The sequence below is a fragment of the Novosphingobium lentum NBRC 107847 genome, assembly GCF_001590965.1.
Classification (GTDB): domain Bacteria; phylum Pseudomonadota; class Alphaproteobacteria; order Sphingomonadales; family Sphingomonadaceae; genus Novosphingobium; species Novosphingobium lentum.
Genome location: NZ_BCTW01000009.1, coordinates 82,405 through 95,506, shown reverse-complemented (window position 1 = coordinate 95,506; position 13,102 = coordinate 82,405). Strand labels below are relative to the sequence as shown.

Genomic DNA, 13,102 nt, shown 5'->3' with positions numbered 1-13,102 from the left:
GCGGTCAAGCACAAGCGTCCAGCGCATCATTCCGAGACCCCCGCCTTCGCGGGGGATCAGCGTTGGATCTACCCAGCCAGCGCGGCCCTTACCGCCGCGATCGCGTCTGCCGCCTTCGTGCCATCGGGCCCGCCGCCTTGCGCCATGTCGGGGCGCCCGCCGCCACCCTTGCCGCCCAGCGTTTCGACGCCAAGCTTGACCAGATCGACCGCGCTGAACCGCGATGTCAGATCGTCGGTCACTGCCACCGCGAACGCGCCGCGCCCGTCGTTGACTGCGCAGATCGCCGCCACGCCCGAACCCATGCGCTGCTTGGCCTGGTCGAGCAACCCGCGCAGTTCCTTGGCATCGAGCCCCTCGATCACCTGGCCTGAGAACGTGACCCCGCCGATGTCCTCGTCGGCGGCTTCGGCTTTCGCTCCGCCGCCGCCACCGAGTGCCAGCGCTTTCTTCGCCTCGGCTAGTTCGCGTTCCAGCTTGCGGCGTTCGTCGAGCAGCGCGGCGACGCGCGCCTCGACGTCGTCGGGCGTGGTGCGCAGCAGCCCGGCAGCGCCCTTCAGCGCATCCTCGCGGTTCACCAGCCAGCGCCGCGCGGCTTCGCCGGTCAGCGCCTCGATCCGGCGCACGCCCGAGGACACCGCACTTTCGGACACGATGCGGAACACGCCGATGTCGCCCAGCGCGCGCACGTGGGTGCCGCCGCACAGTTCGACAGAGTAGTAGCCGTCGGTCAGCCGGCCCATGCTGAGCACCCGCACTTCGTCGCCGTACTTTTCGCCGAACAGCGCCATCGCGCCCGCCTCGATCGCATCGTCGGGGCTCATCAGCCGCGTGGTGACCGGCTCGTTGGCGCGGATTTCGGCGTTCACTTCGGCCTCGACCGCCGCGATGTCCTCGGCGGTGAGTGCGACCGGCTGCGAGAAGTCGAAGCGCAGGCGGTCGGGCGCAACCAGCGAACCCTTCTGCGTCACATGCCCGCCCAGCCGGTGGCGCAGCGCGGCGTGCAACAAATGCGTGGCCGAATGGTTGGCGCGGATCGCATCGCGGCGCGCCACGTCCACCGCCAGATGCACCACATCGCCCGTCGCGATCTGCCCGGCCGATACTGTGGCGTGCATCGCGTGGAGCCGGCCCAGCGGCTTGGCGGTGTCGGTCACCGTCAGCACCAGTCCGTCGGTGCCGGTGATCGTGCCGGCGTCGCCCGCCTGCCCGCCGCTTTCGCCGTAGAACGGCGTCTGGTTGGTCAGCACGACCACCTCGTCGCCTGCCGAGGCCGAGGCGACTTCCTTGCCGCCCATGACCAGCGCCACGACGCGGCCCTCGCCGCTGGTGGCGTTGTAACCGGTGAATTCGCTGGCGCCCTCGCGTTCGGCGATGTCGAACCACACTTCGCCGTCGGCGGCCTGGCCCGAACCCTTCCACGCGGCGCGCGCAGCGGCCTTCTGCTGCGCCATCGCCGCATCGAACCCGGCGCGATCGACGCCAATGCCCCGCGCGCGCAAGGCGTCTTCGGTCAGATCGTAGGGAAAGCCGAACGTGTCGTAGAGCTTGAACGCGACATTGCCGCTGAGAGTCATGAGTTCGCCAGGGCTGTTATGCTCTTCAATTGAACTGACGGCTTCATCCAGCAATTTGAGGCCATTCTGCAGCGTCCGCCGGAACTGCACTTCCTCGCGCAGCAAGGTTTCCTCGATCAGCGGCTGCGCGCGGCCAAGCTCGGGATAGGCCTGGCCCATCTCGGTCACCAGCGCGGGCACCAGCCGGTGCATCAACGGGTCTTTCGCGCCCAGCAGATGCGCGTGGCGCATCGCGCGGCGCATGATCCGGCGCAGCACATAGCCGCGCCCTTCATTCGACGGCAGCACGCCATCGGCGAGCAGGAAGCTGGTCGAACGCAAGTGATCGGCGATGACGCGGTGGCTGGCCTGCGTGGCGCCTGCGGCTTTTACCCCGATGAGGCTTTCCGACGCCGCGATCAGCGCGCGGAAGGTGTCGATGTCGTAGTTGTCGTGCACCCCCTGCATCACCGCCGCGATGCGTTCCAGCCCCATGCCGGTGTCGATCGACGGCTTGGGCAGGTTCGTGCGGCTGCCATCGACGGCCTGTTCGAACTGCATGAACACGAGATTCCAGATCTCGATGAAGCGATCACCGTCCTCGTCCGGGCTGCCCGGGGGCCCGCCGGGGATGTTCGGGCCGTGATCGTAGAAGATTTCCGAGCATGGCCCGCACGGCCCGGTATCGCCCATCGACCAGAAGTTGTCCGAGGTGGGGATGCGGATGATCCGCTCTTCCGGCAGCCCGGCGATCTTGCGCCACAGTTCGAACGCTTCGTCATCGGTGTGATAGACGGTGGCGGTCAGCTTGTCGGGCGACAGGCCCCATTCCCTGGTCAGCAGGGTCCAGGCGTGGGTGATCGCCTGTTCCTTGAAATAGTCGCCGAACGAGAAATTCCCGAGCATTTCGAAGAACGTATGGTGACGCGCGGTATAACCCACGTTGTCGAGATCGTTGTGCTTGCCCCCGGCCCGTACGCATTTTTGCGATGAGGCGGCGCGCGGCGTGGCGCGCGTTTCCAGCCCGGTGAACACGTTCTTGAACGGCACCATCCCGGCGTTGACGAACATCAGCGTGGGATCGTTGTACGGCACCAGCGGTGCCGAGGGCACAGCTTCGTGGCCGTGGCCCGCGAAATAATCGAGGAAGGACCGGCGGATGTCGTTGGTCGATGTCAGGGCGTTCGATATCATATTGGGCGAATTAGGCGAGCGTTCGGCGCGGAACAAGCACGTTTCAGCGATTCGCCTGATCGGGCTGCTCGATTGCCGCTCCCGACGTTGCAGGCGCATCGGCCGGCACCATCACCGCCAGCGCGCGCGGCATGATCCGGAATTCGAGCGGCAGCGCCATGCGCTCCACCTCGCCATCGTGCGCCACCCAGATCGAGCCCTCGCCGCTCACGGTGAAATGCTCGACTTCGGCCAGCGCTTCGAAATCATGTTCCGGATCGGCGCGGCCGACCAGCGCGCGCATGGCAAAGCCGAACAGCTGCGCTCGCGTCTTGGGCGCGACGGCGTACACCGAGAGCACCCCGTCGGTCATCGATTCACGCTGGCCCAGCGTGCGGCCCTCATACGAATAGCGGTTGTTGCCCACGAACAGCAGCGGGCTGACGATCTCTTGCGGGCCATCGCCGATGTCGATGCAGATCGGCTTCAGCTTCATCTGGGCGAGCACGGTCCACGCCGCCGGCAGCGTGGCCAGCCACTTGGGCAGCCGGCTTGCGTCGCGGTGCCGCACCATGCGCGTGTAGAGCCCGATCGACGCATTGTTGACGAACACGATGTCGCCCACGCGCGCCACGTCGATCCGCTCGACCCGGCCCGACACCGCGACTTTCACGGCGCCTTCAAGGTCTGCGGGAACGCCGATCTGCTTGGCCAGGTGGTTCAATGTGCCCAGCGGCAGCACGGCCAGCGCGGTATCGCTGCCGGCCAGCACTTGCGCCGCGCCGCTTTGCGTACCGTCGCCGCCGCCCACCGCCACCACTGCTGCGCCGCGTGCGCGCTCGATCGCCTTGGCGATGTCGCCGCCTTCGACCAGCGCGAGATCGGGTTCACCGCCGGCGGCCTGGAACGCCGCCCGCAGTTGCGGTTCCAGCTTGTCCCCCAGTTTGCGCGCGGTGCCGCCGCTGGAATTGACGATGACCGGGATCTTGTGCGCCATCAATCGGCGCCGCGCCGCGCCGTCACGATCCACGCCGCCGCCGGAAAGCTCACGCGCGACCCTTCGCGACGGCGTTCGAGCAGTTCGACCAGGCGTTCCTCGATCTCCCGGCGCCCATCGATCCCCGGTCGATCGCCGGTCGCCAGCGCGCGCAGGGCTGCGGCGGCGGGGCCGATATGGCAGAAAAACGCAAGTGCGTCGGCCACAGGATCGGCGCCCTCGCCCGCAACGTAAGTGAAATCGACCGGCTCGAACGCGATGCCCTGCCACCCGCCCGCCGCCAGCACCGCCTCGACATGCGCCGGATCGGCGAACGCGAACGGGCCCGGCGCAAAGCGATCGGGAGGGGTCGTCACCGATGCCTGCGGAATCAGCCCGGCGATCTCGCTCGCCCAAGGATTTTCGCTCGCCGCGCGAAAGCACGAAAACACCAGCTGCGCACCGGGGCGCACCGTCGTGGCGAGGTGGGCAAAGGCGGCCGGCGGATCGTCGAAGAACATCACCCCGTGGCGCGATACGACCAGGTTGGGCGGCGATTGCGGGTCACTCCACCGTGCCGCATCCTCGACCAGAAATTCGACGTTGGCCAGCGAACCGGCGTGCGCGCGCGCCTGCGCGGCCTCGACCAGATCATCCGACACGTCCACCCCGGTGACCCGCACGCCCGGCCGGGCCCCCGCAATCGCCAGCGATAGCTCGCCCGCGCCGCAACCGATGTCGAGCACACGGTTGCCCGGCAGTTCGGCGATGCGCGCGATCAGCCGTTTGGTGAGCGCGGCAAAGCTGCGATCGGTGCGTCGCCATTGGGTCGCCCAGTTGCGGCCGACCCCACCCTGCCATTCATCGAGACCCGTCACGCCCCCTCGCTAGGGCGGCGGGGCGTTCCCGGCAAGTTACGGATGGTTCAGATTGTCCTTGCGACTCGGTCGGGTGAGGCAGACCATCGCCAACATCTTGCGCGTCAGGCGCATGGCCGCCCGGCGCGCTTTCCAACAGGACTTGGGAAGGTGGATGATGGGCAACGCAAGCAACAAGGGCAACAATCCCGCCGGCAATGAGGCGTCCCGTGCCCCGCACACTCGCGCGATTGCGCTGGTCGGGCCGGCGGGCACGGGCAAGACCAGCTTGGCCGAAGCGCTGCTGTTCGCCAGCGGCACCATCCCCCGACAAGGCAGCGTCGAAGCGGGCACGACCGTGGGCGACGCCAGTCCCGAAGCGCGCCACCGGCGCGGATCGACCGAGATCAACCTCAGCCACTTCAGTTACCTGGGCGATCGCTTCGCTCTGATCGACACCCCCGGCGGCGTCGGATTTTCCGCCGACGGGTTCGTCGCGCTGGCCAGCTGCGACATGGCGGTGGTGGTGGTCGATCCCGGCCCCGACCGCGCCGCGCTGGCCGGGCCGATCCTGCGGCGGCTCGATGAACTGGGGCTGCCGCACGCGATTTTCGTCAACAAGATGGACGGCGCGCGTGCCGGTTCGATGCGCGACCTGCTTGCCGCGCTGCAGCCGCTGAGCCGCGAACCGCTGGCGCTGCGGCAATTCCCCATCCGCCAGGGCGATGCGGTGATCGGCTATGTCGACGTCGCCCTGGAACGCGCGTTTCGCTACAAGCCCGGGCGACCGTCCGAACTGATCGCCATTCCGCCCGAGCTGGCGGCGCGCGAGCAGGATGAACGCCGGCACCTGCTGGAAACACTCGCCGATTTCGACGACGCGCTGATGGAAGCGCTGCTGATGGACGAGGAGCCGGGGCAGGACGTGGTGTTGGCCGACCTTGCCGCCGATACGGCCGGCAACAAGGTCGTGCCGGTGCTGTTCGGGTCGGCGCTCCACGATGGCGGGATCCGGCGGCTGCTCAAGCTGTTGCGCCATGAAGCGCCCGCCGCCGATGCCGCGCAGGAGCGACTGGGCGTTGCGGACAGCCGCGCGCTGCACGTGTTCAAGGTGGTGCATGGCGGCGCGATGGGGCGGCTGGCGCTGGGCCGCGTGCTCGGCTCGCCGATCAGCGAAGGCGATGAACTGGTCATCGGCGGCGAGCCGGCGCGGACCGGATCGCTGTTTTTTCTCCAGGGGGACAAGACCGTGAAGCAGTCTGTTGCGCAGCCCGGCGATGTGGTGGCGGTCGCCAAGATCGACGCGGCACGCAGCGGCATGATGCTGACGATGCGCGGCGCATCGGCAGGTCAGCCGTCGCCGGCGGTCTATCCGGCGCGCAATGCGACGCTGGCGATCACCACGCGCGACCGCAAGGACGACGTCAAGCTGTCCACCGCGCTGCACCGCCTGTGCGAGGAGGACCCGGCGCTCGCATGGACGCAGGACGATGCGACGCACGAAACGCTGCTGCGCGGGGTCAACGACGAGCACCTTTCGGTGGTGATCGCGCGGTTGCAGCGGCGCTATGGCGTGGCCGTGGAAGCACGCGCGCCGCGCATTGCCTATCGCGAATCAATCGGTCGGCCGGCATCGGCGCGCGGGCGGCACAAGAAGCAGTCGGGCGGCCATGGCCAGTACGGCGATGCGGTGATCGAGATCCGCCCGCTGGCGCGCGGCGAAGGCTTCGCGTTCGAGGATCGCATCACCGGCGGCGTCATTCCCCGCCAATGGATTCCGGCGGTGGAGGCAGGTCTGCGCGATGCGATGGAGAAAGGCCCGCTGGGTTTTCCCGTGGTCGACGTCGCGGTCAGCCTGATCGACGGTTCGTACCATTCGGTCGACAGTTCGGAGCTGGCGTTTCGTGTCGCGGGGCGGCTGGCGATGGCCGAAGCGCTCGACAAGGCGGCGGCGTACCTGCTCGAGCCGGTCTGCCGGATCGCCATCGATACCCCCGCCGGAACCGGATCGAAGGCGGGATCGGTGCTGTCTGCGCGCCGGGGCCAGATCCTGGGGCTGGGTCCGCACCCCGAATGGGACCGTTGGGAACGGATCGAGGCGACGCTGCCCGAGGCGGGGCTGCATGGGCTCGATGCCGAACTGCGCTCGCTGAGCCAGGGGCTGGCAAGCTTTACCGCCGCGTTCGATCATCTGGCGGAGCTGGCGGGCAAGCAGGCCGACGAGGTGGTGAAGTCGCGGGCGATGGCGGCCGCCTGATCGCCAAAGGGAAACGGCGCGCTCCTGCCGGGGAGCGCGCCGTTCCGTTGCTTAGCGTACCGCGGACGGGGAGACCTGGAACACCCCGGCGCGATGCGGTTGAGGATCAGATGTCGTCGTCCGCGTCCGGACCTGCCATCATTTCCTCGGCGACCTTGTCGGTTCGGCTGCGGATGGCAGCTTCCAGCCGGTCGCAAAGTTCCTTGTTTTCCTTGAGAAAGGTCTTGGCGTTCTCGCGACCCTGACCGATGCGGATGCTGTCGTAGCTGAACCACGCACCCGATTTCTCGACCAGCCCGGCCTTGACCCCGAGATCGAGAATCTCGCCGATCTTGGAGATGCCTTCGCCGTACATGATGTCGAATTCGACCTGCTTGAACGGCGGCGCGACCTTGTTCTTCACCACCTTCACCCGTGTGGCGTTCCCGACGATCTCGTCGCGGTCCTTGATCTGGCCGGTGCGGCGGATGTCGAGGCGGACCGAGGCGTAGAACTTGAGCGCGTTGCCGCCGGTGGTGGTTTCCGGATTGCCGTACATCACGCCGATCTTCATGCGCAGCTGGTTGATGAAGATCACCATGCAGCGCGAACGGCTGATCGAGCCGGTCAGCTTGCGCAACGACTGCGACATCAGGCGCGCCTGCAGGCCGACGTGGCTGTCACCCATCTCGCCCTCGATTTCGGCGCGGGGCACCAGTGCGGCGACCGAATCGATCACCAGCACGTCGATCGCGTTCGAGCGGACGAGCGTATCGACGATCTCGAGCGCCTGCTCGCCGGTATCGGGCTGCGACACGATCAGTTCGTCGATATCGACGCCCAGCTTCTTCGCATAGACCGGATCGAGCGCGTGTTCGGCATCGACGAACGCGGCGGTGCCGCCGCCGCGCTGCGCTTCGGCAATCACGTGCAGCGCCAGCGTGGTCTTGCCCGAGCTTTCCGGCCCGTAAATCTCGATCACCCGGCCGCGCGGCAAGCCGCCGACGCCGAGCGCGATGTCGAGCCCGAGCGAGCCGGTAGGAATCGTTTCCACCTGCATCGTCTCTTTCGAGCCCAGCTTCATCGCCGAACCCTTGCCGAACGCGCGGTCAATCTGCGCGAGCGCGGCGTCGAGCGCCTTCTGGCGGTCATCCCCCTTCATCTTCGAATCTTTGCCTTCCTGAATCAGCTTGAGCTGCGCTGCCATGGCTGTGATCCCTTGCCTAGTGATGGGTGGTATGAACCGTCAACAGGCAGCTTTGTATTCACTTTGTTCCGTAAGAACAAGAGGAGAACTCCAACATTCCACCACATCGGCAGAAGTTTCTCCATGGCATTGAATGATAGGCGTTATTTCGACCGCAAAACGTGTTCCACGGCATCCGCGATCTGCTGCACCGAGAACGGCTTGGCGAGAAAGTGCATGTTGGGGATATCGATGTCGCGGCGCAGCTGTTCCTCGGCATAGCCCGACATGAACAGCACCGGCAGCGTGGGGCGCAGCTTGCGAATCTCGCGCGCCATCGCCGGGCCGTCCATGCTGGGCATGACCACGTCGCTGACCACCATGTCGAATTCGCCGCCGTTGACGATCGCCTCCAGCCCTTCCTCGCCATCGGCGGTGGCGGTCACTTCGTAGCCCTGCCGCGCCAGCGCGCGTTCGGCCACGGCGCGGACGGTGTCCTCGTCCTCCACCAGCAGGATGCGGCCGCCGCCCGACCATTCGCGCAACGGTTCGACGCGCGAGGCCTTGTCGGGCAGTTGCGCGATCGCTGCGGCTTCGGCGGCATCGGGCACATGGACGGGCAGGTAGATGGTGAACCGCGTGCCCTTGGCCTGCTCGCTTTCGGCAAAGATGAACCCGCCCGATTGCTTGACGATGCCATAAACGGTCGACAGGCCGAGCCCGGTGCCCTTGCCCTTTTCCTTGGTGGTGAAGAACGGTTCGAAGATCTTGCCGAGCAGCGCCGGCTTGATGCCCTGCCCGTTATCCTCGACCACCAGCGCGGTGTAGTCGCCTTCGGGCAGGATCTCGCTTTTCATCGCGCGCACGTCGGCAGCGGAAATGCGGCGGGTGATGATGCGCAGCTGGCCGCCCGATCGCCCGGCGAGCGCATCGCGCGCGTTGACCGCCAGATTGAGCAGAACCTGCTCGAGCTGGGTCGGGTCGGCGCGTACCAGCCCGAGATCGCGATCGTGCGTGACCACCAGCCCGACCTTTTCGCCCAGCAGGCGCTTCAGCAGGGTCGAAACTTCGGACACCACATCGGGCAGTTGCAGCACTTCGGGCCGCAGCGTCTGCTGGCGCGAGAACGCGAGCAGCTGGCGGGTGAGCGAGGCGGCGCGGTTCGAATTGGCGCGGATCTGCTGGATATCGTCGTAATCGCTGTCGCCCGGCGTGTGGCGCATCAGCATGAGGTCGCAATAGCCGATGATTGCGGTCAGCACGTTGTTGAAATCGTGCGCCACGCCGCCGGCCAGCTGGCCCACCGCCTGCATCTTGGTGGCTTGCGCGATCTCGCGCTTGAGCCGGGTTTCCTCCGAGGAATCCTTGAGGCTGAGCAGCACCGCACCCTCGCCCAGCCCGCGCACCCCGGCCAGGCTCAGCGATACCGGTTCTTCGGGCGCGCTGCGCAGCCGCACCGCGACATCGCCGGCGGTCGGCGCGCCTTGCGCGTAACGGCGCACCGCATCGGCCAGCGCGCCCTTGTCCTCGCGGATGACGAGGTCCGACGGATAGGGCGGCGGGGTGTTGTCATCATGCCCGGCGGCGCGCAGGAATGCCTCGTTGGCGAACTGGAAGCGCCCGTCGCGGTCGGTCATGGCGAGGCCGAGCGGCAGGCGCGACAGCAACGCCTCGATCTGCGGCAGGCCGGTGCGCGCATCGCCGACGCCGCCCTCGTTGTCGAGCAGCAGGAACAGCGACGGAACTTGCGCGGGATCGGCACGGACCGGATCGTCGGGATCGGTCACGGGCAGATGGACGATGCGCAAGGGCACGCCCTTGCGGCCTTCGCGGGAGTAGTAGACGCGCTCCTGATCGTCCGAGCGGAAGAACGCGACGAAATCGCTGCCCGCGACCGGTCCGAACTCGTCCCCCGTGGCGCGCGATGCGAACGCGGAGTTGGCGGCGTGGATCGTGCCTTCGGGCGCGACCACCGCCGCCTGAATGCCCTCGCGGGCCAGCGCCCGGCCCAGCTTGCCGCCGACATGGCCGGCCATGTCGGCCAGCAGGTTTCCGGCGACCAGCGGGGCAATGCGCCAGACGAGGTAATCCTCCGCGCGCCCGGCACGGCTGACGTCGGCACGCCAGCGGCGGTCGGCGGAATCAAGGTTTTCGGCAGCGCCTGCCCCGTCGCGCCATGCCGCGCGGCCCGCAGACTCGAGCCGTTCGAGCGACGCCGGGTCGAACGGCAGGCGTGGCGGCACTGTACCGGCACCGAACCATTCGCCGAAGCGCGAATTGGCGCAGACCAGCCGCCCGGCGCGATCGGTGATGGCCATCGCCATGTCGGTGCGCTGGATCGCGGCGTGGGTCACCGACCAGTCAGGCGCGGCGAAATCGGCCACCGCCGCATCGGGACGCGCGCGGATCACGATCCGCGCGAGCAGCCCCAGCCCGGCGAAACTGCCCACGAACGCGACCGCCAGCAGCGGCTGGCGCGACACCAGCCACAGCGCCAGCGCCGTAACCAGCACCGCTGCGGCGGCGAACGCCCATTCGCGCACGGGAACATGGTCACCCGCGCCGGTGGACGCCGTACTTTCCGTCACTGCCATGGTCAGCCGGCAGTCGTCTGGTCGATCACACGGGCACGGGCGCGGGCCAGCCGCATCCGCCGCTTGCGCGGGATCCACCAGCGCAGAAAGAAGCTCGACGCGAGATAGCCGATCGATGACAGCACCGTGGCGATCACGAACAGGCCAAACGCGGTGGACAGGCCCTTGCCGGTGATCTGCTGCAGCAGGTGGTCGGTCTGCGTGGTCTGCATGGTGTGCGAGATCGGCTGGATTGCGGTCATCGCATCGACGTGCAGCAGCGCGTTGCCGATCTTGTACGCCAGCGCGACCAGCGCGATGTAGATCACCGGAAAGCCGACGAACGTGGCGGCAAGCGCCGCCGGAATGTTGGCGCGCACGAACACCGCCAGGAACGCGGCGACGACGAAGTGCGCCAGCGGGATCATCACCCCCACGAACAGCCCCAGCGCCACCCCGCGCGGCACCGAGCGGCGCGTGAACCGCCACAGTTCGGACCGCAGGATGAGATGCGCGAACGGCTTGACGAAGCGGTTCTGCTCCAGCTTTTCGCGGGTCGGCACGTGGCTTTGCGCCCACGCCAGGGAGCGATCGGCAAACGTGGTCATGAATTGTCGCGCATGATTCGGGCCTTGTCGCGCTGCCAGTCGCGATCCTTGACCGTCTGGCGCTTGTCGGCGTTGTTCTTACCCTTGGCGAGCGCGAGCTCGACCTTGGCGCGGCCCCGACCGTTGAAATAGACCGACAGCGGCACCAGCGTCATGCCCTTGCGCTCCACCGCGCCGTGCAGGCGGGCGATCTCGCGCTCGCGCAGCAGCAGCTTGCGCGGGCGCCTGGGCACATGGTTGTGGCGGTTGCCGTGGCTGAATTCGGGGACGTTGGCGTTGACCAGCCAGACTTCGCCGTTCTTCACTTCGGCATAGCTTTCGGCGATCGAGCCTTCGCCGAAGCGCAAGGACTTCACTTCGGTGCCGGTCAGCGCGATGCCCGCCTCGTACACGTCCTCGATGAAATACTCGAACCGCGCGCGCCGGTTTTCGGCGACGGTCTTCTGCTTGTCGAATTCGGGGAGTTTGGGACGGGCCATGGTGAACGCGGATGTAGGGTGTTGCGATGCGAAGCGAAAGGACCATGTCAGGTTATTGTGGCGGGGCGCTCTGCACGGGCGCTGGCGCGGAAACATGCGAGGAAACATACGACGAAACATACAAGGGCCCTTCGGCGCAGTTGCTGCCCGGCGCACACATCGGCGCCTCGTTCATCTTGCGGCGCAGCGCGGTCACCGCGTCGCACGGTGCGGCCGGATCGACATGGAGCAGCAGCATCGGCACCGGGTTGAAGGTCGAGGCGATCTTCGCGAACCCGGCGATGTCGTCGGCGCTCGACGGGCGATCACCGTAGAAGATGTGCCCGTCCGCCAGCATCCGCACCTGGATCACCAGCAGCCCGGGCTGGCCCGCCGGATAGTGCCAGCGCGCGGGCGGGAAGTGGCAGTCCTTCGCGTAGTGGCCCGGGCCGTCGCTGCATCCGGCAAGCGCCGCCAGCAGGGACAGGATCTGGGCAAACCGCCCCAGCGTCACACCAGTCCGGCATGCACCAGCGCCGCGTCCACGGCCTTGCGCGCGGCGTCGCTGCACGGGGTCAGCGGCAGGCGCATGTCCTCGGTCAGCCAGTCGTGGACGCAGGTCAGTGCGTACTTGACCGGGCCGGGCGAGGCATCCTCGAACATCGCGTAGTGCAGCGGATAAAGCTTGTCGTTTAAGTCGCGCGCCAGGGCGATGTCGTTGTCGGCGCAGGCCTGCTGGAATTCCGCGCACAGCGCCGGGGCGACGTTGGCGGTGACCGAGATGCAGCCGACCCCGCCCGCCGCGTTGAACGGCAGCGCCAGTTCGTCATCGCCCGAAAGCTGGCAGAACTGCTTGCCGATGCCCATGCGGTGGTCGGTCACGCGGCTGAGATCGCCCGACGCGTCCTTGATGCCGATGATCTTGTCGGGAAAGCGCGTGGCCAGTTCGCACACCGTTTCGGGCTTGATGTCGGTTACCGTGCGACCCGGCACGTTGTAGAGCACGATCGGCAGGTCGTTGTGCGTGGCCAGGTACGAATAGTGCGCGATCAGGCCTTCCTGATTGGGCCGGTTGTAGTAAGGCGCGACGCACAGCACGGCCTGCGCGCCGCACTTCTTAGAGAATGTCATGTGGAGCAGCGCGTTCATGGTGTCGTTACTGCCGCAGCCGGCAATCACCGGCACCCGGCCCGCCGCCTGTTCCACGCAGATTTCGATCACGCGATGGTGCTCGGCATTGCTCAGCGTCGAAGCCTCGCCGGTGGTGCCACACGGCACCAGCGCCTTCGATCCGTTGTCGATCTGCCAGTCGACCAGCCGGCGAAACGCCTTTTCGTCGATCGCTCCATCGCGAAAAGGAGTCACGAGAGCCGGTATCGAGCCCGAGAACATGGACAATATCCCTCAATCTGCCGCACAGGTGGAACCAGCGCGCCATCGCGCTGCCCACCGGGGGGCCTTTCATTCAGCGCCTGATAA

10 protein-coding genes are annotated in these 13,102 nt (G+C 67.3%); 1 reads left to right on the top strand and 9 read right to left on the bottom strand.

The window, feature by feature from the left end; all coding sequences use genetic code 11:
* Positions 1 to 68: 68 nt before the first annotated feature.
* The 3 genes from alaS to NL2_RS09685 are packed head-to-tail and all read right to left on the bottom strand — an operon-like array spanning position 69 to position 4,583.
* On the bottom strand, positions 69 to 2,735 hold the full coding sequence (alaS, locus tag NL2_RS09695; RefSeq protein ID WP_068074397.1) for an alanine--tRNA ligase: 2,667 nt from the start codon (positions 2,733 to 2,735) through the stop codon (positions 69 to 71).
* Positions 2,736 to 2,793: 58 nt separating this feature from the next.
* The gene (locus NL2_RS09690; protein WP_068074170.1) at positions 2,794 to 3,726 is read right to left on the bottom strand and encodes a diacylglycerol/lipid kinase family protein; all 933 of its coding nucleotides are present in this window, start codon (positions 3,724 to 3,726) and stop codon (positions 2,794 to 2,796) included.
* Complete coding sequence (locus NL2_RS09685; RefSeq protein WP_068074168.1) at positions 3,726 to 4,583, bottom strand: class I SAM-dependent methyltransferase; 858 nt, start codon at positions 4,581 to 4,583, stop codon at positions 3,726 to 3,728. Before NL2_RS09685 ends, NL2_RS09690 begins: the two co-directional genes overlap by 1 nt.
* Before the next feature lie 154 nt (positions 4,584 to 4,737).
* Here NL2_RS09685 and NL2_RS09680 point away from each other — a divergent pair, with 154 nt between their 5' ends.
* Positions 4,738 to 6,819, top strand: a complete 2,082-nt coding sequence (locus tag NL2_RS09680) for an elongation factor G (RefSeq protein WP_369405442.1) — start codon at positions 4,738 to 4,740, stop codon at positions 6,817 to 6,819.
* 106 nt (positions 6,820 to 6,925) lie between these two features.
* On the opposite strand, the gene recA is transcribed toward NL2_RS09680, so the two are convergent.
* From recA to dapA, 6 genes are all read right to left on the bottom strand, one after another.
* On the bottom strand, positions 6,926 to 8,005 hold the full coding sequence (gene recA, locus NL2_RS09675; protein WP_068074166.1) for a recombinase RecA: 1,080 nt from the start codon (positions 8,003 to 8,005) through the stop codon (positions 6,926 to 6,928).
* Between the two features lie 143 nt (positions 8,006 to 8,148).
* Positions 8,149 to 10,578 carry a hybrid sensor histidine kinase/response regulator gene (locus tag NL2_RS09670; protein ID WP_084356009.1) on the bottom strand — a complete coding sequence of 810 codons (2,430 nt, stop codon included), beginning with the start codon at positions 10,576 to 10,578 and terminating at the stop codon, positions 8,149 to 8,151.
* A gap of 2 nt (positions 10,579 to 10,580) precedes the next feature.
* On the bottom strand, positions 10,581 to 11,165 hold the full coding sequence (locus tag NL2_RS09665) for a DUF2062 domain-containing protein (protein ID WP_245647640.1): 585 nt from the start codon (positions 11,163 to 11,165) through the stop codon (positions 10,581 to 10,583).
* Positions 11,162 to 11,644, bottom strand: a complete 483-nt coding sequence (smpB, locus tag NL2_RS09660) for an SsrA-binding protein SmpB (protein WP_068074162.1) — start codon at positions 11,642 to 11,644, stop codon at positions 11,162 to 11,164. The genes NL2_RS09665 and smpB overlap by 4 nt, the downstream gene beginning before the upstream one ends.
* Positions 11,645 to 11,696: 52 nt before the next feature.
* Positions 11,697 to 12,137, bottom strand: coding sequence for a hypothetical protein (locus tag NL2_RS09655; RefSeq protein WP_068074160.1), 441 nt, complete (start codon positions 12,135 to 12,137; stop codon positions 11,697 to 11,699).
* Positions 12,134 to 13,015 carry a 4-hydroxy-tetrahydrodipicolinate synthase gene (gene dapA / locus NL2_RS09650; protein ID WP_068074158.1) on the bottom strand — a complete coding sequence of 294 codons (882 nt, stop codon included), beginning with the start codon at positions 13,013 to 13,015 and terminating at the stop codon, positions 12,134 to 12,136. Before dapA ends, NL2_RS09655 begins: the two co-directional genes overlap by 4 nt.
* Between the last annotated feature and the right edge of the window lie 87 nt (positions 13,016 to 13,102).